Raw genomic sequence first — 24,721 nt, forward strand, 5'->3', positions numbered from 1 at the left:
GGGACGCTGGCGCTCAGGCGGCGGCCAGCCAGTACCCGGCGTTGAAGGGGCTGCTCATGCGCAGGGCCAGCGGCGAGACGTCGACCAACTTGTCGGTCGGCATTTTCTCGGCGGTGGGATCGACCGGCGCGACTTCGATGTCGGCGACCGGCGTGCTTCCTTCAGGAGCCTCGACAGCCCGTTCTGCTTGGCTGGTGTGTGCAGAACGGGCTACAGAAAAGAATAGAAGCAGCGGAACGGGATCTTGCGGTCACCCCAGTAGTCGGAGGCATCGCGGAAGATGTCGAGCAGTTGCTCGCGCGCTTCCTTGTCGAACTTGGCGTTGGCCGGGATCTGCTCGAGCACGATGACGAAACCGGGCTGCGGGCCCGATTTATGCAAGGGATCGGTCATGCAGTCGTACAGCGCGTCGAAGTTCTTCCCGAAATGCGAGGGGAAGGTGAATTGCTGCGCGATGAGGTCGAGCACGTCCTGCTTGGTCTGGGCGTTGGCCAGATTGGCATAGAGAAAGTGCTGTCCCGCCGCGTTCGCAGCCTCCTGCAGGTCGTTCACGCGGAAGGCGCGAATCGACTGCACGATGTTGGGCCGCACGGCACGAAGGGATAAGGTCATCTCCGCAGGTCTTTCCATGGTTGTCGTCGTCGTCGTCGTCATTTCTTCGGGGCGCAGGGATGCGCCGCTCCAGTTCAATTCTTTGCTGCTGCTGCTCATGGCGCAATCCGCCGAAAGCTCGCGTAATGGTCCGCCGTGTACCAGCACGCCGTCGGTGCCGTCGCGGGCTGGCCGCCGCACACGATGCGTCGCGCGCCCCGGTTGCGCGCGCCCGGCGTGTCGACCGTGTACTCGCGGTAGTGCCCGCGCCGTTCGGACGGCAGGAGGCGCTCGCGGTTGCCGAACACCGTGCCGTCCTTGTCGTGCTTGAAGGGGCCACCGTTGAGGATGGCCTGGTAGGTACGCTGGCCTTGTGCCGGCAGCTCGCCCAGCGCGATCGACGCCTGGGACGGCTGCTGCGGCATCGTGCCTCGGGTATCGCGGGCGTCGGCGCCGGTCGCCAACAGGACCAGCAGCAAGCCGGCGAGGGCGAATCGGGACGCAGACAACGAGATCGAGGCCATGGATGGAACAGCGGCCGCCATGGGGCGCCACAAGCAAAAAGGGCGGGGGCCGAAACGGGGGTCAACCTTGGGGTTAACCCGCGAATTCAAGCTTGCCAGTGTGCACCAGGGATGCACAAATAGCAAGCGCCTGCTCAATATTTGAGCAGGCGCTCGGCCCCGGTGCGGGGCAGCGAAGTTAGCGGCCGCTATCGCGGTGGCGCTTAACGGTCGGCGTTGGCATCGGCCACGGTCAAGGCCGTCATGTTCACGATGCGGCGCACGGTGGCGCTGGCCGTGAGAATGTGCACAGGTTTGGCCGCGCCGAGCAGCACCGGGCCGATCGCGATGTTGCCGCCGGCCGCGGTCTTGAGCAGGTTGTAGGAAATGTTGGCCGCGTCGAGGTTCGGGAAAACCAGCAGGTTGGCATTGCCCGACAGCGCGCTGTGGGGCATCACGGCCGCGCGCTGCTTGCCGTCGAGCGCCACGTCGCCGTGCATTTCGCCGTCGACTTCGAGCCACGGGGCCTGCACGCGCAGCAGGTCCAGCGTGCGGCGCATCTTGACCGCGCTGGCCTGGTTGCTGCTGCCGAAGTTCGAGTGCGACAGCAGCGCCGCCTTGGGCTTGATGCCGAAGCGCATCATCTCCTCGGCCGCCATGGTCGTGATCTCGGTCAGCTCCTCGGGCGTCGGGTCGTAGTTGACGTGGGTGTCGACCAGGAACACCTGGCGATCGGGCAGCAGCAGGCCGTTCATGCAGGCGTAGATCGGCACGTCCTGCGGCGTGCTGGCGCAGCCGCCGGGGCGCTTGCCGATCACCTGGTCGATGTGGTGCAGGTGGATCGCGGTGGTGCCCCAGGTGCCGCAGATCAGGCCGTCGACCTCGCCCTTGTGCAGCAGCATGGCGCCGATCAGCGTCAGGCGGCGGCGCATCTCGATCTTGGCGGTCTGCACCGTGGTGCCCATGCGCTCGGTCATGCGATGGTAGGTCTGCCAGAAATCGCGGTAGCGGTGGTCCTGCTCGACGTTGACGATGTCGTAGTCGAGTTCTTCCTTGAGCCGCAGGCCGAACTTCTCGATGCGCTGGGCGATGATCGCCGGCCGGCCGATCAGCGTCGGCCGGGCCAGGCCTTCGTCGACCACGATCTGGGCCGCGCGCAGCACGCGCTCTTCCTCGCCCTCGGCGTAGGCCACGCGCTTCTTGGTCGCGCGCTTGGCGGCGTCGAAGATCGGCTTCATCGCGGTGCCCGAGGCGTAGACGAAGCTCTGCAGCTTGTCACGGTAGGCGTCGAGGTCGGTGATCGGGCGCATCGCCACGCCGCTCTCGGCCGCCGCCTTGGCCACGGCCGGCGCGATCTTCATCATCAGGCGCGGGTCGAAAGGCTTGGGGATCAGGTACTCGGGGCCGAAGGTCAGCTTCTCGCCCACGTAGGCCGCCGCCACGCGCTCGCTCTGCTCGGCCTGCGCCAGCTCGGCGATGGCGTGCACCGCCGCGATCTCCATCTCGTCGGTGATCGTGGTCGCGCCCGAGTCGAGCGCGCCGCGGAAGATGTACGGGAAGCACAGGACGTTGTTGACCTGGTTCGGGTAATCGGTGCGGCCGGTGGCCATGATCACGTCGCCGCGCACCGCGTGGGCGTCCTCGGGCGCGATCTCGGGGTTGGGGTTGGCCAGCGCGAAGATCACCGGATGGGCCGCCATCTTGGCCACCATCGCGGGCTTGAGCACGCCGCCGGCCGACAGGCCCAGGAACACGTCCGCGCCCTCGATCACCTCGGAAAGCGTGCGCGCCTCGGTGTTCTGCATGTACTGGCGCTTGTCGTCGTCCATCAGCTCGGTGCGGCCTTCGTAGACCACGCCGGCCAGGTCGGTCACGAACACGTTCTCGCGCTGCAGGCCCACCTTGAGCAGCAGGTTCAGGCAGGCCAGCGCCGCGGCGCCCGCGCCCGAGGTGACCAGCTTGACCTTGGCGATGTCCTTGCCCGCGACCTTCAGGCCGTTGAGCAGCGCCGCCGCCACCGTGATGGCGGTGCCGTGCTGGTCGTCGTGGAACACCGGGATCTTCATGCGCTTGCGCAGCTCGCGCTCGATGAAGAAGCAGTCGGGGGCCTTGATGTCCTCGAGGTTGATGGCGCCGAAGGTCGGCTCCAGCGAGGCGATGATGTCCACCAGCTTGGCCGGGTCCTTCTCGTCGATCTCGATGTCGAACACGTCGACGCCGGCGAACTTCTTGAACAGCACGCCCTTGCCTTCCATCACCGGCTTGGAGGCCAGCGGGCCGATGTCGCCCAGGCCCAGCACCGCGGTGCCGTTGGTGATGACCGCCACCAGGTTGCCGCGCGCCGTGTACTTGAAGGCGTTGGCCGGGTCCTTGACGATTTCCTCGCAGGGGGCGGCGACGCCGGGCGAGTAGGCCAGCGCCAGGTCGCGCTGGTTGACCATCTGCTTGGTGGCGGCGATCGCCACCTTGCCGGGGACCGGGAGCTCGTGGTACTCCAGTGCGGCGCGGCGCAGCTCGGCGCGCTTGTCTTCGACGCTCGGCACGGCCGTCGACGGGGGGCTCAGGGGGGAGAGATCGGACATGACTGCGTGCTCCGGCTGTCGCTGGCGCGTGGAATGACGCGTCCGCGACACTGTTGTAGGGGGCGCGATTGTAGACCTGCGCCCCGGCGAGGCCGGCCGAATGGGCCGCTGCCGCGTGGTGCGACTGTGGCAGTATCCTCCCGGCTCAAGACAACCTTGAAGAGGAGTGACCATGGCACTGATGGATTTCATCAAGAAGCAGTTCATAGACATCATCCAGTGGACCGAGACCGGCGATGGCACGCTGGCCTGGCGGTTCCCGATGCGTGACATGGAAATCCAGAACGGCGGCTCGCTCACCGTGCGCGAGTCGCAGGTGGCGGTCTTCGTCAACGAGGGCAAGGTGGCCGACGTGTTCGGCCCCGGAATGTACAAGCTCACGACGCAGACGCTGCCCGTGCTCACCTACCTGAAGAACTGGGACAAGCTCTTCGAGTCCCCGTTCAAGAGCGACGTCTACTTCTTTAGCACCCGCCAGCAGGTCGACCAGAAGTGGGGCACGCCCCAGCCGATCACGATCCGCGACAAGGACTTCGGCGCGGTGCGCCTGCGCGCCTTCGGCAACTACAGCTTCCGCGTCGGCGACGCCAAGCTGTTCCACACCGAGATCTCGGGCACGCGCGACACCTACACCGTGGCCGACCTCGACGGCCAGCTGCGCGGCCTGGTGCTGCAGAACATCAGCAACGCGATCGCTTCGAGCGGCGTGCCCTTCCTCGACCTCGCGGCCAACCAGATCGAGTTCGCCAAGGCGCTCGCGACCCAGCTCCAGCCCGAGTTCGCCAAGATCGGCATCCAGCTCGAGAACATCACGGTCCAGAACGTCTCGCTGCCCGAAGAGCTGCAGAAGGTGCTCGACCAGAAGATCGGCATGGGCATGGTCGGCAACGACATGGGCAAGTTCATGCAGTACCAGACGGCGCAGGCGATCCCCAAGTTCGCCGAAGGCTCGGCCAGCGGCGGTGGCGGCATCGCGGGCGACGCGATGGGCCTGGGCGCCGGCGTGGCGCTGGGCCAGGTGCTGGCGCAGAACCTGGCGCAGGGCCTGAACCCCAACGCCGCGGCCACGGCCGCCGTGGCCGCCGCCGCGCCGGTGACCGAGATCAGCGCCAACGACGTGATGGCCACGCTGGAGAAGCTGGGCGATCTCAAGACCAAGGGCATCCTGACGCAAGAAGAGTTCGACGCGAAGAAGGCCGAGCTCTTGAAGAAGCTGGTCTAAGCGGACCCGATGTCTGAGGAAGCGGGCGCCCAGCGCGCCTACCGTGCGCCCTGCCCTGGCTGCGGCGCACCGGTCGAATTCAAGTCGGCGCAATCGACCTTCGCCGTCTGCCCCTACTGCCAGAGCACCGTCGTGCGCCAGGGCGACACGCTCGCGCGCATCGGCAAGATGGCGGAGCTGTTCGACGACTTCAGCCCGCTGCAGCTGTTCGCCGCGGGCCGTCTCCAGAACAAGCCTTTCACGCTGGTCGGGCGGCTGCAGTACAGCTACCCGGGCGGCCGCTGGACCGAATGGATCGCCGCGCTCGACGGCGAGCGCACCGGCGTCCTGAGCGAGGACAACGGCGCCTTCGTCTTCGCGCTGCCGCACACGCTGGACCGCGCGGCGCCGGCGCCGACCGACCTGCGCGTCGGCGCGACCACGGCCTTCAACGGCCAGACCTACACCGTCAGCTCCAACGAGCAGGTGGCGCTGGTGTCGGCGCAGGGCGAACTGCCGCGCCTGCCCGAGCTCGGCAAGACCTTCGCGGTGGTCGAGCTGCGCAGCGACACCGGCGAGGTGCTCAGCCTCGACTACGACACGCAGCCGCCGGGCGCCTACCTCGGGCGCGCGGTGCGCCTCGAGGACCTGCAGCTCACCGGCCTGCGCGAGGAATCGGCCAAGGACGAGAAGGGCCGCAGCTTCAACTGCCCCAACTGCGGCTCGCCGGTGACGGTCAACCTGGCCGACAGCAAGAGCATCACCTGCGGCAACTGCCACAGCATCATCGACCTGTCGCAGGGCATCGGCGGCGAGCTCAAGCATGCCGAGCAGAACGACCCGGTGCGTCCGCTGATCGCGCTGGGCAGCATCGGCCAGCTGCAGGGCGTAGCCTGGCAGGTGGTGGGCTTCCAGCACCGCATGGGCGTGGAGCCCGGCGACGACGAGCACTTCGGCTGGAACGAGTACCTGCTCTACAACAAGAAGCGCGGCTTCAGCTTCCTGGTCGATGCGGAGGACGGCTGGAGCATGGTGGCCCCGACCACCGGCGCGCCCAGCATGGCCGAGAGCGGCAAGAGCGCGAAGTACCTGGGCAAGAGCTACCAGCAGCAGTACGCCTACAACGCCGAGACCACCTACGTGGCGGGAGAGTTCTACTGGCAGGTCGAGCGCGGGCAGAAGAGCTTCAACCGCGACTTCGCCAACGGCAGCGCGCTGCTGTCGATGGAGCGCTCGGCCAACGAGCTGACCTGGTCGTCCGGCAGCAAGATGGACAGTTCGGCCGTGGCCTCGGCCTTCAAGCTCGACGCGCGCAAGGACATGTTCAAGCGCGACGATGCGGCGCCGCTGAGCGCCGCCTCGAGCATGGGCTGCGGCACCATCATCCTGATCATCGTGGTGATCTTCATCCTGCTGATCATCCTGAGCACCTGCAGCGGCCGTTCCTCGGGCGGCTCGTCCTCGCGCAGCTCGGGCGGTTCCTACGGCGGCTATTCCAGCGGCGGCGGTCACAAATGACGCGCGCTGCCTTTTCAAACCTGTTTTCTTCCGGAGGTTCTCATGCTGGGAATTGAATGGCTGCGGCCTGCCGCATTTCTGGGTTCGATCCTGTTCGCCTTCATCGGCGTGATCGTGTTCTGGCTCTGCTTCCTCATCATCGACAAGATCACGCCAGTCGACCTGTGGGCCGAGATCGTCGAGAAGCAGAACGTCGCGCTCGGCCTGGTGGTCGCGGCCATGAGCCTGGGCGTCTCGCTGATCGTCGCTGCGGCGATCCACGGCGGCTGAGCCGGTGTCCGTGATGCAGGGCCCGGCCCGGGGCCCTGAGCTCGATGCGGCCGCGGGCCCCCGGCCGGTCGAGATCGCGCTGCTCGCCAGCGTCTTCGTGGTCGCGGCCTGCGGCCTGGTCTACGAACTCAGCGCGGCCGCGCTCAGTTCCTACCTGCTCGGTGATTCGGTGCTGCAGTTCAGCACCATCATCGGCACCTACCTGTTCGCCATGGGCGTGGGCTCCTGGCTCTCGCGCTACTTCGAGCGGCAGCTGCCCGCGCACTTCCTGCGCATCGAACTGATGGTCGCGCTGATCGGCGGCGCGCTGCCGGCGCTGCTGTTCATCGCCAACGCTTACATCCCCGGCGCCTTCCGGCTGCTGCTCTACGGGCTGGTGATCGTGGTCGGCACGCTGGTGGGGCTGGAGATCCCGCTGGTGATGCGCATCCTCAAGCGCAACGCGGTGCTCAAGGACCTGGTGTCGCAGGTGCTGACCTTCGACTACCTGGGCGCGCTCGCGGTGTCGGTGGCCTTCCCGCTGATCTTCGTGCCGCAGCTGGGCATGATCCGCACCGGCCTGCTGTTCGGCTTCATGAACGCGGCCGTGGCGCTGTGGGCGCTGTGGCTGTTCCGGCACGAGCTGCGCCGGCTCGGCGCGCATGTGGTGGCCTGCGTGCTCACGCTCGCGGTGCTGGTCGCGGGCTTCGTCTTCGCCGACCGCATCACCACGCTGGCCGAGGACAAGTTCTACCAGGACCACATCGTCTTCAGCGCCACCTCGCCCTACCAGCGCATCGTGGTCACGCGCGGCGGCGCGGGCCACCGGCTGTTCCTCAACGGCAACCTGCAGTTCGCCGAGCGCGACGAGTACCGCTACCACGAGGCGCTGGTGCACCCGGTGATGGCCGCGCACGGCGCGCCGAAGAAGGTGGCCGTGCTGGGCGGCGGCGACGGCATGGCGGTGCGCGAGATCCTCAAGTACCCCTCGGTCGAATCGGTCACGCTGGTCGAGCTCGACCCCAACATGACGAAGCTGTTCGCCGAGCACGAGACGCTGGCGGCGCTCAACGGCGGCTCGCTCAAATCGCCCAAGCTCCACATCGTCAACACCGATGCGTTCAAGTGGCTGCAGGAAGGCGATGACGCGTTCGACGTGATCGTGGTGGACTTTCCGGACCCGACCAACTTCGCCATCGGCAAGCTCTACACCAACTCCTTCTACGCGCTGCTCGACAAGCGCCTGGCCGCCAGCGGCTACGCGGTGGTGCAGACCACCTCGCCGCTGGTCGCGCGCCAGAGCTTCTGGACCGTGGCGACCACCATCGAATCGGTGGGCCTCACGGCCACCCCGTACCACGTGCACGTGCCCAGCTTCGGCGAATGGGGCTTCGTGATCGCCAGCCACCGGCCCTACCGCCGGCCCGAGGCGCTGCCGGCCGGGCTGCGCTACCTGTCGCTGCCCACCTTGCCGCTGATGTTCGACTTTCCGCTCGACATGGCCCGCGTTCCCGCGGAGGTGAACCGGCTGTCGAACCAGACGCTGGTCACGACCTACGAGCGCGAGTGGGGCAAGGTCGCGGCGCATTGACGATGCAGCGGCGCGCATTCATCGGCAGCGCCCTCGGCGCGGGCGCGCTCGCACTGGCGGGCTGCGATGCGCCGCACGCCATCGCGGGCGGCTTCACCGGCATCGATGTGGCGCGCGGGCATGCGCTGCGTGACGGCGCGGCGCCGGGTGGCGTGCCGCCGGTGCTGCGGCGCACGCAGGTCGTGATCGCGGGCGGCGGCGTGGCCGGCCTGGCGGCGGCGCGGGCGCTGCGGGCGCGCGGCATCGAGGACTTCGTGCTGCTCGAACTCGAGGACCAGGCCGGCGGCAACAGCCGCGGCGGCCGGGTGCAGGGCATCGCCTGCCCGCTGGGCGCGCACTACCTGCCGGTGCCCGGCGACGAGGCGCACGAGGTGCAGGACCTGCTCGAGGAGCTGGGCCTGCGGCGGCGCGTCGCGGGCCGCTGGGAATACGACGAACGCCACCTGTGCCACAGCCCGCAGGAGCGGCTCTTCTTCCAGGGCGAGTGGCACGACGGCCTGCTGCCGGTGCAGGGCGTGGGCGCCACCACGCTGGCGCAGTACCAGCGCTTCTCGCGCCGGGTCGACGAAGTGCGGCAGGCGATGCGCTTCTCGATCCCGGCCTGGCGCGCCGCGGCCGCGCCGCAGCGGCTGGCGCTCGATGCCGTCGCCTTCGGCCCCTGGCTCGATGCCGAGGGCCTGGACGATCCGCACCTGCGCTGGTACCTGGAGTACTGCTGCCGCGACGACTACGGCGCGGGCCTCGCGCAGGTGTCGGCCTGGGCCGGCCTGCACTACTTCGCGAGCCGGCACGGCTTCCATGCGCCGGGCGACGACAACGCCGAGCGCGACGCGGTGCTGACCTGGCCCGAAGGCAACGGCTGGTTGACGCAGCGCCTGGCCGCGCCGCTGGGCGAGCGCCTGTGCACCGGCCATGTGGTCACGCGCATCGCGCAGGCGCGCGACGGCGTCGAGGTCGACGTCTTCGATGCGGCCACGATGTCGCGCGTGCGCTGGCAGGCCGAGCGCTGCATCGTCGCGCTGCCGGTGTTCATCGCGGCGCGCGTGGTCGAGAACCCGCCCGCCGTGCTGCGCCACGCGGCCGCGCACCTGCGCCATGCGCCCTGGCTGGTGGCCAACGTGCACATCGACAGCCCGCTGGCCGACCATGCCGGCGCCGCACCCAGCTGGGACAACGTGGTCTACGGCAGCCGCGGGCTGGGCTACGTCGACGCGCGCCACCAGGCGCTGGACCCCACGCCGCGCGCCACCGTGCTGAGCTGGTACCGCCCGCTGGGCCCCAGCGCTTTCGACGGTGCCGACGGGCGCCGGCAGCTGCTGGACAAGCCCTGGGGCGCCTGGCGCGACGAGCTCATCGCCGAGCTCTCGGTGCCGCACCCGGACCTCGCCGAGCGCGCCACGCGCATCGACATCACGCGCTACGGCCATGCGATGGCGATCCCCACGCCGGGGCTGCTGGCGCAATTGGGCACCGACGGCGTGGTGGTCGCGGGCCGGCTGTCCTTCGCGCATGCCGACTGGTCGGGCTACTCGATCTTCGAGGAGGCCTTCACCCGCGGCCACCTGGCGGGCAGCGCCTGAGCCCGGGCCTTCAGGCCGACAGCACGCGCGCGAACAGCTCGTTGCGGAAGTGGATGCCCAGCCGGGCGAAGGCGCGGTTGCGGTAGGTCTTGACGGTCGGCAGCGCCAGGCCGAGGTCGCTCGCGATGCCGTCCTGGGTCATGCCCTGCAGCAGCCGGATGCACACCGCGCGTTCGCGCTCGGTCAGCGCCGGGCACAGGCTGCGCAGCCGCGCTTCCAGGTCGTGCGCGTGGGCCTCGGCCACCGGCTGCGACAGCGCCATGTGCTTGCGCACCAGCGCGAGCAGCGCCGGCGCCAGCGCGCCGAAGCTGTCGAGCGCGGCGTCGCTGAAGGCGCTCTGGTGGCCGTGGCGGTAGAAGTTGATGGCGAACACGCCGCCGTCGTCCTGCGTCTGCGCGACCGACACGCGTTCGGCCATGCCGTGCGCCTCGTAGACCTTGGCGCGGTGCTCGGCCGGCGCCTCTTCGGCCGTCAGGTGGCACAGCAGCGGCGCATGGTCGGTGGCGCTCGAGGCCTGGGCGAAGCTGCGGTCGGCGCGGTGCGGGCCGCTGAGGTAGGCGCGCCAGCAGTCGCGCGTGGTGTCGGGCACGCCGCGGGCGGCCGAAAGGAACAGCGCCGGCCGCTCGCCCAGCCGGTAGACCGACCACGAAGCCGCGGGCACCAGCTCCTGCAGTCCGTCGAGCACGGCCGGGCCGAAGCCGGGGCTGCCGAGATGGCCGATCAGTTCGCCCAGCACCTGGGTGCGCCGGTCGCTCGCGGGGGCCGCCTGCCAGCTTCTCATGGCCGCGCCTGCCCAGGGGGCGATGGAAGGAAAGCGGGAGCGGCGCGCATGCTGTCATCTTCCGGGATGACAGACCGCCCGGCCACCCGGAATTACGCTAGCCGGATGTCCTTGAACCCCCTCCTCGCCCCGCCCCTGCTCGAACATTTCGCCACCCTGCGCGTGGAGGTCGGCGCGCCCCAGGACGTGGGCGTCACGCCGCGCGGCCGGCGCCGACTGATCCCGATCACCGGCGGCTCGGCCGAGGGCCATGGCTGGCAGGCGCGCGTGGCGCCGGGCGGGGCCGACTTCCAACTCATGACCGCCAGCGGCATGACCGACCTCGACGCGCGCTACACGCTCGAGACCGATGCCGGCGACTGGATCTACGTGCAGAACACCGCGCTGCGCTGCGGCGCGCCCGAGGCCATGGCGCGGCTGGCGCGCGGCGAGCCGGTCGACCCGGCCGAAATCTACTTCCGCTGCGCGCCGCGCTTCGAGACCGCCTCGGTGGCGCTGGGCTGGATCAACGAGCGGCTGTTCATCGGCAGCGGCGTGCGGCGCCCCGACCGCGTCGAGATGCAGTTCTTCAGCGTGGCCTGAGCCGGCCCGCGCTTTTCCCCCAAAACACCCGGAGACCGTCATGACCCTCTTCCCTTCGCACCGCCGTGCGGCCCTGGCCGTGGCCGCCGCCTTCGTCGCCTGCGCCGCCCTGTCCGCCGCGGCCCAGGGCGCCTACCCCGACAAGCCGGTGCGCATCATCGTCGGCTTCCCGGCCGGCACCGGGCCCGACATCGTGGCGCGGCTGCTGGCGCAGAAGCTGTCCGAGGGCTGGGGCAACCTGGGCGTGGTGGTCGACAACAAGCCGGGCGCCGGCGGGCTGATCGCGGCCAGCGAGGCCGCGCGCGCCGCGCCCGACGGCTACACGCTGATGCTGGGCGAGACCGGCCAGCTGAGCATCGCGCCCAGCAGCTACAACCGCCTGCCCTACGACCCGGTCAAGGACTTCGCGCCGGTGAGTCAGGTGGTCACCTCCGACTTCGTGCTGCTGGTCAATCCGCAGAAAGTGCCGGCGAAGAACGTGCGCGAGTTCGTCGACTGGAGCAAGCAGCAGAAGGGCCTGTTCATGGCCACCTTCGGCGCCGGCACGCCGGGCCATTTCGGCGCCTACATGTTCGGCGACGCGATCGGCCAGAAGCCCGAGCCGGTGCACTACCGCAACACGGCCGATGCGCTGGGCGGGCTCTATGGCGGCGACGTGTCCGGCGTGTTCGCCACCGTGGGCCTGGCGGCCTCCACCGTGAAGGCGGGCAAGCTGGTCGCGCTGGGCAGCACCGGCGCCACGCGCAGCCCCTCGCTGCCCGAGGTGCCGACCATCAAGGAGCAGGGCTACCCGAACCTGGCCTTCACCGCCTGGTTCGGCATCGTGGCGCCGGCGAAGACGCCGCCCGAAATCGTGCGCAAGCTCAATGCGGACATCGTCAAGGCCGTGCAATCGACCGAGGGAAGGCAGAAGATGCTGGACGCGGGCTTCCGCGCCACGGGCACGAGCGCGGCAGAATTCGCCAAGGTCATCGCCGACGACACGCAGGTGTGGGGCAAGGCCGTGGCGGCCACCGGCTTCAAGGCCGACTGAGCCGCCGCCGAACGACAACCAGGAGACAGCATCATGAAAGTGGCCATCATCGGCGCCGGCATCGGCGGACTCACGCTGGCGCTCGCGCTGCAGCGCGAAGGCATCGAGGCCGAGGTCTTCGAGGCCTCCGAGACCATCCGCCCGCTGGGCGTGGGCATCAACCTGCTGCCGCACGCGGTGGCCGAGCTCACGGCCCTGGGGCTGGGCGACGCGCTGGGCGAGATCGGCATCGAGACCGCCGCGCTGGCCTACTACAACCGCTTCGGCCAGCGCATCTGGCACGAGCCGCGCGGGCGTGCCGCGGGCTACCCGGTGCCGCAGTACTCGATCCACCGCGGCGCCTTCCAGATGCTGCTCTACGAGACCGCGGTGCAGCGCCTGGGCGCCGGCCGCATCCACACCGGCCAGGTGCTCGAATCGGTCGTGCGCACCGGCTCGGGCCTGATGGACGCGCCGGGCCAGCCCGCGGTCTTCACGCTGCGCAGCCGCGCCGACGGCACCTTGAGCGAGCACAGCGCCGACGTGCTGGTGGGCGCCGACGGCATCCACTCGGCGGTGCGGCGGTCCTTCTATCCGAGCGGCGACCTGCCGCGCTTCTCGCGCCGCCTGCTGTGGCGCGGCGTGACCGAGGCCGCGCCCTACCTCGACGGCCGCACCATGTTCATGGCCGGCCACCAGGACCAGAAGTTCGTCTGCTACCCGATCTCCGAGCCGCTGCGGCGCGAAGGCCGTTCGCTGATCAACTGGATCGCCGAACTGCGCGTGCCCGGCACCGACGACGACACGCCGCCCAAGAGCGACTGGAACAAGAAAGTCGACAAGTCGGTGTTCGCCGATGCCTTCCAGGACTGGCGCTGGGACTGGATCGACATCCCCTCGGTGATCGACGGCGCCGAGGCGATCTACGAATTCCCGATGGTCGACAAGGACCCGCTGCCGGGCTGGACGCGCGGGCGCGTCACGCTGCTGGGCGATGCGGCGCACCCGATGTATCCCATCGGTTCCAACGGCAGCGCGCAGGCCATCATGGACACGCGCGCGCTCACCGTGGCGCTCACGCAGTTCAAGGACCCGTCGATGGCGCTGCGCGAGTACGAGGCCGACCGCCTGCCGCGCACCGCGGGCATCGTGCTGCGCAACCGCATGAACGGCCCCGAGCAGGTGATGCAGATGGCGCACGAGCGCGCGCCCGGAGGCTTCACCGAGATCGATCAGGTGGTGCCGCACGCCGAACTCGCGGCCATCGCGCTGCGCTACAAGCAGCTGGCGGGCTTCGACCCCAAGAGCGTGGTGGCGCGGCCCGCGGCCTGAAGCGCGAGGCGCCATCGGCGCCCGGCCGCGGCCTCGCTTCCGCCGTTACCATCGGGCGAGTGAGACACTGCGACGGAGCGCCATGGTCAACGAGCGGAAACTAGCCAAGCGGTCGCGACCGGAGATCCAGGAAGACATACGGCAGGCGGCGATACAGGAATTCGCGCTGCACGGGCTGCGCGGCGCGACCACCCAATCCATCGCCGAGCGGGCCCAGCTGTCCAAGGCCCAGCTGCACTATTACATCGAGAGCAAGGAAGCGCTCTACGTCGAACTGCTGCAAGGGGTGGTGGACGAATGGAGCCGCGAATCCTTCGGCCAGCGCGACGGCGATCCGGCCCATGTGCTGGCTTCGTACGTGAAGCGCAAGCTGGCCTTCTCCTTCGACCAGCCGCTGCTGTCGAAGATGTTCGCCAACGAACTGATCAGCGGCGCCGAAGTGCTGCGCAGCATCCTCACGCAGCCGCGCACGCGCGCCGGCCAGGCCATCCAGACGCTCACGCAGTGGATCGACGAAGGCCGCATCCGCGCGCTCGATCCCTGGCTGTTTCTGATGCACATCTGGGCCGTCACGCAGCACTACGCCGACTTCGACGTGCAGGTGCGCTTCATGATGCGCGTGCGCGCCGGCCAGCCACTGGACCGGGCGCGCATCGTGCGCGAGGTGGTGGCTTTCGTGCTGCACGGCTGCGGCCTCACGCCCAGCGAGGACGACCTGGCCTGAGGCGCGGCGCGGCGCCGGTTCAGCGCGCGTCGAGGAAGGGCCGCCACTTCGCGCAGGCCCCGTGCGCGTCGGCGAAGGGATGCGGCGTGGCGGCGGGCGGTTCGGCCCACACGTAGGCTGACAGCGCGGGCGCGGTCATCGGCCGCCATCCGGGCGTGGCCGGACCGCCGCCGTGGGCGATCGCGGCCCAGCTGCGCATCATGCGCAGCGACAGGGCCCGGTCCTGCGGCGTGAAGGGGTAGCCGGGCGGGTAGACCGGCGCGCTGAAGAGCAGGTCCAGCTCGTCGCCGTGCGTGGCGCCCAGGTAGGGCTTGGGATGGTTCGCGCTCACATGCGCGAAGCGGTAGCCGTGCACCGGGCGCCGGCTGTGGCGCACCAGGGCCAGCGCCGCGTCCTGGCTGCCGCAGTCGATGTAGAAGTCGCCCAGCAATCGGCTCAGCGCCTGCCAGTTGCCCTCGGCCGCGCGCAGCGGTGCGTACCAGGAGAGCATGTCCTCGACCTGCTGCGGGGCGTAGAAGGGCTGCAGGGCACTGCGCGCCGCCTGTTCGTAGACCGCATCGGACACCGGCTCGCCGGGTTTCTTCCAGCCGGTGCGCGACATGGCCATGAAGTGGCCTTCATTGGCGTTGAGCCCCAGGGTCACCGCGACCTCGCGCTGGAAGCGGCCTTCGCGCAGCAGCTGCAGCGGCTGCGCCTTCAACTGCCGGCCGTCGACCGTGGGCTGGAAGGCGTGGCTCTGCGCCAGGCCCGGCAGCAGCCGCTCGGCCGGCCGCTGGCGCAGGCAGTCGAGCAGCGCCTCGCCGTCGGCCGGGCAGCCCTGTGCCTGCGCCAGGGCCTGCGTGCCGCGCGTGGCCTCGGCCAGCGTGGGCAGCCGCCATTGCCAGGTCGACTGCAGGATGGCGCGCTGGAACAGGCCGGCCGCGTCCTCGGCCAGCAGCTGCTGCAGCACGCTGCCGGCACCCGCGCTCTCGCCGAACAGCGTCACGCGCGCGGCGTCGCCGCCGAAGCGCGCGATGTGCTCGGCCACCCAGCGCAGCGCCATGCGCTGGTCCTGCAGGCCCGCGTTGGCATGGCCTTGAGCGGCCTGCGCCGGCGTGGCGAGGAAGCCGAAGGCGTTGAGCCGGTAGGCCGGCGTGACCACGATCACCCGGCCCTCGCGCGCAAGCTGTTCCACCCGGTTCTCCGAGCTGCGGCCGGTCCAGTAGCGGCCGCCGTGCAGGAAGACCATCACCGGCAGCGGCGCATCGCTCGTGCGTGCCGCATCGGGGCGGTAGACGTTGAGGTAGAGGCAATCCTCCGACATGCCGATCTCGGCCGGCACCTTGCCGTCCTGCATGCAGGCGGGTTTGAAGCGGCCCGCGTCGAGCACGGCGGGCGCCCAGGCCGCGGCGGGCGCGGGGGACTGGAAGCGGCGCGCGCCGAGCGGCGGCTGCGCGAAGGGAATGCCCAGGAAGGCGGCGGTGCGGTGGTCGTCGAGGTAGGTGCCCTGCACCGCGCCCTGCGCGGTCTGCACCAGGGGCCGGTCGTCCGCGGCGGCGCCCAGGCTCCACGCGAGGAGCGCCGTGCCCGCGATCGCACGCAGGCCCGGGCTCACCTGGCGGCCGACTTCAGGCCGACTTTCTTGTTCACGAACTGGTCGCTGACCGCGAGGTCCGCGCTGACCTCGCCCGGCTTGTAGATGCCGGCCTTGACCATGCGCTCGGCGAAGTCGCGCACGCGGGCCTTGTCGATGGCGCCGATGCCCTGCGTGGCGGCATCGCCCGAATCGACCAGGCCCAGCTTGAGGACCTGGGCGCGCTCGGCCGCCAGCTTGGCGTCGTTGAGGTCGGGGTTGAACTTCTTGATCAGCTCCAGGCCGGGCTTGGGGTCGCCGTGCAGGAAGTTCTGCCAGCCGATGATCGACGCATCGACGAAGCGCTGCACCAGCGCGGGGTTGCTCTTGATCAGCTCGTTGCGCGTCTCGATCAGGTTGCCGTAGGTGTTGTAGCCGTGGTCGGCCAGCAGGAACACGTCGGTCTCGGCGCCCAGCTCGGCCGCGTACAGCACCTCGGCGGTGGCGAAGGCCTGCTGCACCGAGGCCTTGTCGGCCATGAAGGGCGCGAGGTTGAAGGTGTAGGGGCGGAACTGCTCGTCGCTGAAGCCGTGCTCGGCCTTGAGCCACTGCCAGAAGCCGAACTGGTTGCTCTTGGCGATGAAGACCGTCTTGGCCGACTTGAGCTCGGCGAAGCTGCGGTACTGGCCCTTGTGCGTGATGAGCGCGGTCGGGTCCTTCTGGAAAAAGGCCGCGACCACGGTGGTGGGCACCTTGTTGCGCGTGTTCTCCAATGCGGTCAGCAGGCCGCCGGTCATGAGGAAGTCGACGCGGCCCGCGGCCAGCATGGGCCGGTTGTTGACCTGCGGCCCGCCTTGCTGGATCGTGACCTCGAGGCCGTGCTTGGCGTAGGTGCCGTCGGCCACCGCCTGGAAGAAGCCGCCCTGGCTGGCCTGCGCCTTCCAGTTGGTGGCGAGGCTGACCTTGTCCTGCGCCAAGGCCCAGCCGCTCGCGGCCAGCAGGGCGGCGGTGGCCAGCAGTCTGGCGCCGGACATCGAACGAAACCGTTTCATCGTGTTTTCCTTGGGGCGGCTGGGCCGGTCGGTTGCCGATCCTCCGGTCGACTGTACAAACGGTTTAACCGAACGGTCAAACTGGAGATTACCCTGATGCGCGACGATGAAGTCCTGCTTGTCCGCGGCCAGCATTGCGGCATATCATTTGGTTTGACCGATCGGTAAAACTATTGGCCCATGCCTCGAGAAAGCCCACCGCCATGTGCGACGGGCCCGCAGGGCCGCCACGAAGGAAGCCCCCTGATGAACGCCGTCGCGCAACCCATCCGCCTGTTCGGAACCGCCTACGGACGCAAGCCCGCCACCCACGATGCGACGCTGACCGAGGTCGGGCCGGGCACGCCCTGCGGCGAGTTCATGCGCCGCTACTGGCATCCCGTCGGATTGTCCGAGCGCGTGACCATGGAGCGGCCCGAGCGGGTGCGCATCCTGGGCGAAGACCTGATCCTGTTCCGCGACCGCAAGGGCCGCCCCGGCCTGCTGTACCCGCGCTGCGCCCACCGCGGCACCGACCTGTTCTTCGGCCGCATCGAGGACGAGGGCATCCGCTGCTGCTACCACGGCTGGCTGTTCAGCGTGGACGGCCAGTGCCTGGACCAGCCTTGCGAGAAGAACGGCGGCGAGCACCGCGGCAAGATCCGCCAGCCCTGGTACGCGGTGCAGGAGCGCTACGGCATCGTCTGGGCCTACATGGGCCCGCCCGAGAAGATGCCGCTGCTGCCGCGCTGGGACATCCTGGAGGACGTGGCGCCGGGCATGAAGCTGCACGTCACCCATTCCAGCCTCTACGCGGGCGGCGACGACGATGTCGAGCTGGTGCCCTGCAACTGGCTGCAGGAGTGGGAGAACGTGATGGACCCCTTCCACATCCCGGTGCTGCACACCTCCTTCAGCGGCGTGCAGTTCGTGCCCGAGATGGGCGTGATGCCCGACGTGCAATGGGAATACACCGACACCGGCGTGCGCTACAGCGCCTACCGCAAGCTCGAGGACGGCCGCGAGGTCGACCGCGTGACGGCCGCCATGTTCCCCTACGTGCGCATGGTGCCGAACGTGCAGCTGCGGCACGGCGCGGCCTCGGGCGTGGGCTGGGTGGTGCCGGTGGACGACACCACCCTGCGCCTGTGCTTCGCGATGAAGATCCCCGAATCGGAGAACGCCCTGCCCCGCAGCCCCAACCTGCGCCCCTGGTCGAAGATGACGCCGGCCGAGCGCCAGCGCTTCCCCGGCGACTGGGAGGCCCAGGTCGGCCAGGGCCCGATCACGCTGCACGGCGAGGAGCACCTGGCCACCAGCGACAAGGGCGTGGGCATGCTGCGCCGAAGCCTGCTGCAGCAGATCAAGGCGGTGCAGCAGGGGCGCGACCCGGCCGGCGTGATCTTCGATCCGGCGCAGGAACTGGTGCGGGTCGAAGCCGGCAATTTCTTCCGCGACGTGGCCAAGTGACCGGCCCGGCCCACACCGCGCGCGTCGGCCGTCGACTGCAGCTGGCCGCGCAGGCCTGGCTGTTCGAACTCGAGCCGGACCCGGCCTATCCCTTCGAGCAGGTGGCGCCCGGCGCGCACATCGACGTCGAGCTGCCCGGCGGCCTGGTGCGCCAGTACTCGCTGCTCACGCACCTGGCCGAGCAGCCGCGGCGGCTGGTGATCGCGGTCAAGCGCGACGACCTGGGGCGCGGCGGTTCGCGCCAGCTGTGCGATGCGGTCGCGCCCGGTGCGCAGCTGGCGATCGGCGCGCCGCGCAACCACTTCGCGCTGCATGCGGACGACGCACCGGCCGTGCTGTTCGCGGGCGGCATCGGCATCACGCCGATCTGGTCGATGGTGCAGGCGCTGCGCCAGCGCGCCACGCCGTGGACGCTGCACTACGCCGCGCGCTCGCGCGCCGATGCGCTGCTGCTGGAGCGGCTGGCCGGCGAGCCGCAGGTCCACCTGCATTTCGACGACGCCTGCGACGGTCGGCCGATGGACATGGCGCGCCTCGTGCAGCAGGCACCGTCGAACGCGCACCTGTACTGCTGCGGCCCAGCGCCGATGCTCGATGCCTTCGAAGCGGCCTGCGGCGCGCGACCGTCCTCGCAGGTGCATCTGGAGCGCTTCAGTGCCGTCGTGCCGCCGGCACCGGCCACCGGCACGGTCTGCATGCTGCGCCTGGCGCGCACCGGCCTGGAACTGAAGGTGGAAGCCGGCGCCTCGATCCTCGAGACGCTGCGCGCGGCCGGCGTGGAGGTGGCTTCGTCGTGCGAACAGGGCATCTGCGGCGCCTGCGAGACGGCCGTGCTCGAAGGCGAGATCGAGCACCGCGACAGCATCCTGAGCCCATCGGAGCGGGCCGGCGGGCAGGTGATGATGATCTGCTGCTCGCTGGGCAAGGGCGAACGTCTGGTGCTGGACCTCTAGCGCGGGAGGACGACGGGGCCCGTGGCGGGCCCTATTGACGGCCGGGGTTTTTCCGCGACCATCGCGGCACCTGCATGCCGGGGCCGCCGTTCGCTGCGGCCCGCCCGCATGCCGGCGGAAGGAGAACCCTGTCATGTCCGAGCGTGCCACTGCGTCCCCCCTGCACTTCGACACCGCCGCGCTGCCGCAGCGCGACCGTTTCGCGTTCTGGGCGGAGGAGCTCGGCGCCAAGGTCGGCTACACCGACTACGACAGCCCGGAGCGCAAGACCTTCTCGCAGCGGCTCACGATCATGGAGGTCGCGGGGCTGTCGCTGATGCGCGCCAGCGGCAGTGCGGTCGACATCCATCGCAGCGTGCCGAGCGGCCTGAAGGAGGCCGACATCTATCCGCTGCACCTGCTGCTGAAGCTCGGCGGCGGGGCCACGCTCTGCGAGCAGCAGCGGCGTTCGACCATCGTCCAGCCCGACGAGTGCGTGCTCATCGATTCGGACCAGCCGCTGCGCCTGCGCTCGGTCGAGCGCACCGACTCGTGGATCATCGGCCTGTCGCGCCCGCTGATCGCGCGCTGGTTGCGCCCGACGGGCAGCCTGGCCGCGCTGCCGCTCCAGGCCCATGCCGGATGGGCGGGCGCGCTCTCGGGCTACCTGCGCGCGCTGCAGGCCGATCAGGTGGGACAGATCCACAGCCCGTTCGAGCAGGAACTCGTGGCGCAGCACATCATGTCGATGCTGTCCTTCGCGCTCTCCGAGGCGGGCGTGATGCCCGATCTGCAGTCGGTCACGGCGCGCGACCGCATCCTGCATGGCCGCATGTGCGAATGGATCCGCGAGAACTACGCCGACCCGGCATTGAGCGCGCAGAAGATGGCCGACCATTTTCAGGTCTCGCTGCGCCATGTGCACAAGGTCTTCGCCATCGCCGGCCGGGGCACGACCTTCCTGGCCACGGTGCAGCGCCGGCGCCTCGACGAGGCCGTGCGCCTGTTGCGCACCGCCGATGTCACCGGCCTCTATGCCGCACAGATCGGCTACCGCTGCGGCTTCTCCGACCCCGCCCACTTCGGCCGGGTGTTCCGCCTGCGCTACGGCTGTTCGCCGCTCGAGTTCACGCGGGCCGAATCGAGCGCGCGCGGCGGGCGCGACGCGGGGCTTCTGCCGGTGCAGGCCGCGCTGCGCTGAGGCTCAACGCATCAGCGCTTCGATCTCGTCGCCGTCCACCGGCACGTCGCGCGTGAGCAGCTCGCAGCCGTCGGCGGTGACGATCGCGTCGTCCTCGATGCGGATGCCGATGTGGTGGAACTGCTCGGGCACGCCCTCGCCCGGCCGCACGTAGATGCCGGGTTCGATGGTCAGCACCATGCCGGGCCGCAGGATGCGGCTCGGGCGGTTCTTCACCGTCTCGCCCGACAGCGGGTCTTTGCGCTCGCTCACTTCGCCGGCCTGCGTGGGCTCGACGTAGCTGCCGCAGTCGTGCACGTCCATGCCCATCCAGTGGCCGGTGCGGTGCATGTAGAAGGGGAAGTAGGCGCGCTGCTCGATCACGTCCTCCAGGCTGCCGACCTTGTTGGCGTCGAGCAGGCCCACGTCGAGCATGCCTTGCGCCAGCACCTTGACCGCGGCGTCGTGCGGATCGGTGAAGCGGTTGCCGGCCTTGGTCGCGGCCACCGCGGCGTACTGGCTCTGCAGCACGATGTCGTAGAGCGTGCGCTGCGGTCCGCTGAACTTGCCGTTGGCGGGGAAGGTGCGCGTGATGTCGCTGGCATAGCCGTCGAGCTCGCAGCCCGCATCGATCAGCACCAGCTCGCCGGCGCGCACCGGCGCCGCATCGGCGTGGTAGTGCAGCACGCAGGCGTTGGCGCCGGCGGCCACGATCGAGGCGTAGGCCGGGTACTGCGAACCGCCCATGCGGAACTCGTGCATCAGCTCGGCGTCGAGGTGGTACTCGCGCAGGTCGCGGCCCTCGCGCAGCATGCGGGCCGAGGTCTGCATCGCGCGCACGTGGGCTCGCGCGCTGATCCGGCCGGCGCGCCGCAGGATGTCGATCTCGTGGGCGTCCTTGACCAGCCGCATCTCGTCGAGCGGGCCGCAGAGGTCGCGCTGCGTCTCGGGGCACAGCGCGCCGAAGCGCACGCGCGCGCGCACGGAAGAAAGCCAGCCGTCGATGCGCGACTCCAGGCCCTTGTGGGTGGCGAAGGGGTACCAGACCGCGGACCGGTTCTCCAGCAGGCGCGGCAGCCGGGCGTCGAGCTCGGACACCGAGAAGGCCTCGTCCACGCCCAGGGCCTCGGGCGCGGCCTCGGGGCCGAGCCGGTGGCCGTCCCAGATCTCGCGTTCCAGGTCCTTGGGCGCGCAGAACAGCGTGCTGTGGCCGCTGCCGTCGAGCACCAGCCAGGCATTGGGCTCGGTGAAACCCGTCAGGTAATAGAAGTAGCTGTCGTGACGGTAGAGAAAGTCGCTGTCGCGATTTCGCGACCGTTCGGGCGCCGTCGGGATCACCGCGATGCCCGTGCTTCCAAGCTGGGCGGCCAGGCGCGCACGGCGCTCTGCATAGGGAGGACTGAAGGTCATCATCTCACGATGCTATACGTTTGTAACACCCCTTGTGGCATGGAAACCGCTTTCAGAAAAGGTTTGAAAGCCTCATTGCCACAAAGTCATCGCAGCCGCAAGATTGCAAGCCTGTCAATCAGAGGAACTCACCTGTGAATGTAGTAAAAAGTGCCGCTTTTGCGGTCTTGATTGCAGCGCTGGCTGCATGTGGAGGGGGCGGAGGCGGTGGTTCGTCGGCGGGCGGCGGCAATGCGGGCGTTGGTTCCGGCGACGTCAACGCCGGTGCGGGTGCCGGCAGCGGCAGCGCCGGCGGATCGCTCGGCAGCACCCCGGCCCAGGACGACATCGTCGACAGCGCGCGCAACGTCGTGCCGGCGGCCTACATGGCCATGGCGGCCCAGATGAGCAAGGCGGCCGGCCTGTCCTACCGCTACGGCCCGGACCCGGTCGCCTACGGCACCTCGGGCAATGGCGGCCGGCCCACGCTCAGCGATCGCGCCGACCAGTCCTACGACCCGATCTCCATCCGCCAGCCCAACGGCAACCGGGGCTGCGTGCCCGCGGCGCAGGGCGGCTACTGCGGCACCTGGCAGGTCGGCGGCCCGCTGGTCTCGGACCCGGGCGACTACTCGTCGAGCATCCTGCACGCGGCCTATGTGGCCGACACCCCGGCCCAGAGCGTCGGCGTGGCCACGCTGCAGTCCATCAGCATGGGCCACAACACCTTCGCGCAGAAGCCCGAATCGAGCTGGACCACGGGCACCGCGAACAGCGGCACCAACGACCTCAATGCGCAGAGCTACGGCCAGTCCGCGCGCGACCCGGTGGCCGTCGGGCGCTGCTACCGCACCGGCTGGTGCACCACCAGCCTGATGGTGTTCCAGAACGGCCTGATCGGCACCGCCGGCAGCAACACCGCCAGCAACAAGACCACGGTCCAGCTGGCCGCGAACAAGGTGCCGACGGCCGTCTCGGTCACGCCGGGCGGCGAATTCGCGCTGGTGACCGTCTGGGACACGAGCCAGCCCGCGCGCCCGCGCGGCCAGATCGCGGTGATCGCGCTGGCCGGCCTGTGCGCCGGCTGTTCGCCCGACAACCCGGGCGGCTGGTACGACAACTGGGGTGAGTGGAAAGGCGTCTTCCCCGGCCTGCCCAACCTCGGCAACATCAGCTACATGAAGGTGCTGGGCTATGTGGACCTGCCCGACGCGCTGCGCGCCCCGACCGAGATCTCGTCGTCGACGGGCATGGAGTTCGAGGGCTACCGCGTGCACACCGCCAACGGCGACCTGAGCAACTACTGGGCGCTGCCCCTGAGCGACGAGTCGATCCGCCGCAGCTTCTACAACGGCTACAACGCCAGCGCTTCGGCCACCGCCGGCGTGGCGGTGGTGGTGTCCAAGTCGGAGCAGCGCGCGGCCTTCATCGACCTGCGCCCGCTGTTCAACTTCTACCGCGAGAAGTACTTCAACGGCTCGCAGAGCGACTTCAACGCCATGGTCGCCGGCCGCGGCGCCGGTGCCAGCCAGTGGCCCTACACCTTCGACGCCGCCCCGGCCCAGAAGCCGGTGCTGATCAAGACCGAGGACTTCGCGGCCAAGCCGACGGCCGTCAACGTGCGCCTCAACGGTGCGGCCCGCGCCTTCATCGCGACGCAGGAAGGCCAGCTGCACATCTACGACCTGGGCAACTACCTGCGTGCCTCGAGCGGTGGCGCGGCCTCGGAGATCGTGCGCCGCGGCGGCGTGAGCGTGGGCCGCAACCCGACCCACATCGCCTACGTCAAGCCGCACGGCAACGCGAACACCCGCACCATCTACACCCAGGGCTACGACCGGGAGGTGATCGTCACCTCGCGCGGCGACCGCCGCCTCGAGTGGGTGCAGTTCGCCGGCGACTTCAACAGCGCCAGCGTGCGAAAGACGCTCAGCGACACCCGCCTGGTCGACCCGATCGCGAGCGAGGACGCCGAGAACCACGGCACCGAGTCCTATGTGGTGTCGGTGGCCGACTTCGGCGGCAAGAAGATGAGCAACTACCGCTACGGGCCGGTGATCTTCTGGACCAACCAGCGCTCCGACTGGACCTGCCAGCCGCCCAACGGCTGCCCGACCCTGGGCGGCGACGCCGAATTCGGCGGCAGCTACGCGCTGCCGGGCAAGCCCTTCCAGGTGGGCGGCTCGAACATCCCCTGACCAGGGAAGCCCCTGCGGCTCAGGTGGCGTTCAGCGCCGCCAGCCGCTCGGGGGTGCCCACATCGGTCCACCGGCCCAGGTAGCGTTCCGCGCTCACCTGGGCCTTTTTCATGGCGCCGCGCAGCAGCGGCGCGAGCGCGGCGCGCTCGCCTTGCGGGTTGCCGGGCGCGATGGCGCACAGCGGCGGCGCGAAGAAGGCCGCGCGGTAGAGCGCGAAGGTGGAGAAGGTCAGGCGTTCGGGCGCCTCGTCGAGCGCCAGGCCCTCGGCCGAGATGCCGAAGTCGCCCCTGGGGTTGTGGGCCGGGTTCGGCACCAGCCACAGGTGGGCCAGCTTGCCGCTGGCGACGAAGCGATCGACCGCGGCCTGCGTGAAGGCGAAGTCCGGCGCGTGGATGTCGCCCGCCACCACCCAGAACACCTCGCCCAGCAGCGGCAGCGCGCGCACGATGCCGCCGGCCGTCTCCAGCGCGTCGCCGAAGTCGCGGCCCTCGTGCGAGTAGGCGATGGAACGCCCCGCGGCGTGGCCGTCGCCGAAGCGGGCCTCGATCTGCTCGCCCAGCCAGGCCGTGTTGACCACCAGCGAGCTGAAGCCGCCGGCCGCCAGCGCGTCCATGGGCCACTGCATCAGCGGCTTGCCATGCACCGTGAGCAGCGGCTTGGGCGTGTGGTCGGTCAGCGGCCGCATGCGTTCGCCGCGGCCGGCGGCCAGCACCATGGCGCGGG

At 69.8% G+C, this 24,721-nt stretch carries 21 protein-coding genes; 13 read left to right on the top strand and 8 right to left on the bottom strand.

Features of this window, described 5'->3' with window-relative positions; genetic code table 11:
* Positions 1–210: 210 nt before the first annotated feature.
* The 3 genes from A9977_RS30535 to A9977_RS30545 all read right to left on the bottom strand — a co-directional run bounded on the left by A9977_RS30535 (position 211) and on the right by A9977_RS30545 (position 3,676).
* Positions 211–654 (bottom strand): barstar family protein, encoded by a 444-nt coding sequence (locus A9977_RS30535; RefSeq protein ID WP_183028727.1) that lies wholly within the window; start codon positions 652–654, stop codon positions 211–213.
* A gap of 53 nt (positions 655–707) precedes the next feature.
* Positions 708–1,115, bottom strand: coding sequence for a ribonuclease domain-containing protein (locus A9977_RS30540; protein WP_183028559.1), 408 nt, complete (start codon positions 1,113–1,115; stop codon positions 708–710).
* A gap of 203 nt (positions 1,116–1,318) precedes the next feature.
* Positions 1,319–3,676, bottom strand: coding sequence for an NADP-dependent malic enzyme (locus A9977_RS30545; RefSeq protein ID WP_259652217.1), 2,358 nt, complete (start codon positions 3,674–3,676; stop codon positions 1,319–1,321).
* Positions 3,677–3,848: 172 nt separating this feature from the next.
* Between A9977_RS30545 and A9977_RS30550 the strand changes: the two genes are divergently transcribed.
* Genes A9977_RS30550 through A9977_RS30570 form a run of 5 tightly spaced genes read left to right on the top strand, consistent with a single transcriptional unit; the run spans position 3,849 to position 9,815 of the window.
* A complete protein-coding gene (locus A9977_RS30550; protein WP_183028560.1) occupies positions 3,849–4,898 on the top strand; it encodes an SPFH domain-containing protein in 1,050 nt (349 codons plus the stop codon).
* Positions 4,899–4,907: 9 nt separating this feature from the next.
* Complete coding sequence (locus A9977_RS30555; RefSeq protein ID WP_183028561.1) at positions 4,908–6,395, top strand: DUF4178 domain-containing protein; 1,488 nt, start codon at positions 4,908–4,910, stop codon at positions 6,393–6,395.
* Positions 6,396–6,437: 42 nt separating this feature from the next.
* Positions 6,438–6,665, top strand: coding sequence for a DUF350 domain-containing protein (locus A9977_RS30560; protein ID WP_183028562.1), 228 nt, complete (start codon positions 6,438–6,440; stop codon positions 6,663–6,665).
* Between the two features lie 13 nt (positions 6,666–6,678).
* Positions 6,679–8,235 (top strand): polyamine aminopropyltransferase, encoded by a 1,557-nt coding sequence (locus tag A9977_RS30565; RefSeq protein ID WP_183028729.1) that lies wholly within the window; start codon positions 6,679–6,681, stop codon positions 8,233–8,235.
* A gap of 2 nt (positions 8,236–8,237) precedes the next feature.
* Complete coding sequence (locus A9977_RS30570) at positions 8,238–9,815, top strand: FAD-dependent oxidoreductase (protein WP_183028563.1); 1,578 nt, start codon at positions 8,238–8,240, stop codon at positions 9,813–9,815.
* 10 nt (positions 9,816–9,825) lie between these two features.
* Here A9977_RS30570 and A9977_RS30575 read toward each other — a convergent pair whose 3' ends face one another.
* Positions 9,826–10,596 (bottom strand): helix-turn-helix transcriptional regulator, encoded by a 771-nt coding sequence (locus tag A9977_RS30575; RefSeq protein ID WP_183028564.1) that lies wholly within the window; start codon positions 10,594–10,596, stop codon positions 9,826–9,828.
* Positions 10,597–10,701: 105 nt separating this feature from the next.
* On the opposite strand from A9977_RS30575, the gene A9977_RS30580 reads away from it, so the two are divergent.
* From A9977_RS30580 to A9977_RS30595, 4 genes are all read left to right on the top strand, one after another.
* Positions 10,702–11,178: a DUF3237 domain-containing protein gene (locus A9977_RS30580; protein ID WP_183028565.1), complete on the top strand. Its 477-nt coding sequence runs from the start codon at positions 10,702–10,704 to the stop codon at positions 11,176–11,178.
* 40 nt (positions 11,179–11,218) lie between these two features.
* Positions 11,219–12,211 carry a tripartite tricarboxylate transporter substrate binding protein gene (locus tag A9977_RS30585; RefSeq protein ID WP_183028566.1) on the top strand — a complete coding sequence of 331 codons (993 nt, stop codon included), beginning with the start codon at positions 11,219–11,221 and terminating at the stop codon, positions 12,209–12,211.
* Between the two features lie 33 nt (positions 12,212–12,244).
* Complete coding sequence (locus A9977_RS30590) at positions 12,245–13,522, top strand: flavin-dependent oxidoreductase (RefSeq protein ID WP_183028567.1); 1,278 nt, start codon at positions 12,245–12,247, stop codon at positions 13,520–13,522.
* 82 nt (positions 13,523–13,604) lie between these two features.
* The gene (locus A9977_RS30595) at positions 13,605–14,246 is read left to right on the top strand and encodes a TetR/AcrR family transcriptional regulator (RefSeq protein WP_183028568.1); all 642 of its coding nucleotides are present in this window, start codon (positions 13,605–13,607) and stop codon (positions 14,244–14,246) included.
* 19 nt (positions 14,247–14,265) lie between these two features.
* Here the strand turns inward: A9977_RS30595 and A9977_RS30600 are convergent, their stop codons facing one another.
* Both A9977_RS30600 and A9977_RS30605 read right to left on the bottom strand, forming a co-directional pair.
* The gene (locus A9977_RS30600; RefSeq protein WP_183028569.1) at positions 14,266–15,840 is read right to left on the bottom strand and encodes a carboxylesterase family protein; all 1,575 of its coding nucleotides are present in this window, start codon (positions 15,838–15,840) and stop codon (positions 14,266–14,268) included.
* On the bottom strand, positions 15,837–16,850 hold the full coding sequence (locus A9977_RS30605; protein ID WP_259652218.1) for an ABC transporter substrate-binding protein: 1,014 nt from the start codon (positions 16,848–16,850) through the stop codon (positions 15,837–15,839). The genes A9977_RS30600 and A9977_RS30605 overlap by 4 nt, the downstream gene beginning before the upstream one ends.
* A gap of 246 nt (positions 16,851–17,096) precedes the next feature.
* On the opposite strand from A9977_RS30605, the gene A9977_RS30610 reads away from it, so the two are divergent.
* From A9977_RS30610 to A9977_RS30620, 3 genes are all read left to right on the top strand, one after another.
* Complete coding sequence (locus tag A9977_RS30610; RefSeq protein ID WP_183028570.1) at positions 17,097–18,299, top strand: aromatic ring-hydroxylating dioxygenase subunit alpha; 1,203 nt, start codon at positions 17,097–17,099, stop codon at positions 18,297–18,299.
* Positions 18,296–19,252, top strand: coding sequence for a PDR/VanB family oxidoreductase (locus tag A9977_RS34720; RefSeq protein WP_183028571.1), 957 nt, complete (start codon positions 18,296–18,298; stop codon positions 19,250–19,252). Before A9977_RS30610 ends, A9977_RS34720 begins: the two co-directional genes overlap by 4 nt.
* A gap of 133 nt (positions 19,253–19,385) precedes the next feature.
* On the top strand, positions 19,386–20,432 hold the full coding sequence (locus tag A9977_RS30620; protein ID WP_183028572.1) for an AraC family transcriptional regulator: 1,047 nt from the start codon (positions 19,386–19,388) through the stop codon (positions 20,430–20,432).
* A gap of 3 nt (positions 20,433–20,435) precedes the next feature.
* Here the strand turns inward: A9977_RS30620 and A9977_RS30625 are convergent, their stop codons facing one another.
* Entirely contained in the window at positions 20,436–21,824 is a 1,389-nt protein-coding gene (locus A9977_RS30625) for an aminopeptidase P N-terminal domain-containing protein (RefSeq protein ID WP_183028573.1), read from the bottom strand.
* A 131-nt stretch (positions 21,825–21,955) separates the two neighbouring features.
* Between A9977_RS30625 and A9977_RS30630 the strand changes: the two genes are divergently transcribed.
* Positions 21,956–23,998 carry a hypothetical protein gene (locus tag A9977_RS30630; protein ID WP_183028574.1) on the top strand — a complete coding sequence of 681 codons (2,043 nt, stop codon included), beginning with the start codon at positions 21,956–21,958 and terminating at the stop codon, positions 23,996–23,998.
* Positions 23,999–24,017: 19 nt separating this feature from the next.
* Here the strand turns inward: A9977_RS30630 and murU are convergent, their stop codons facing one another.
* A complete protein-coding gene (gene murU, locus A9977_RS30635; protein ID WP_183028731.1) occupies positions 24,018–24,713 on the bottom strand; it encodes an N-acetylmuramate alpha-1-phosphate uridylyltransferase MurU in 696 nt (231 codons plus the stop codon).
* Positions 24,714–24,721: the final 8 nt, after the last annotated feature.

This window comes from Variovorax sp. UMC13, from assembly GCF_014170375.1.
GTDB lineage: Bacteria > Pseudomonadota > Gammaproteobacteria > Burkholderiales > Burkholderiaceae_C > Variovorax.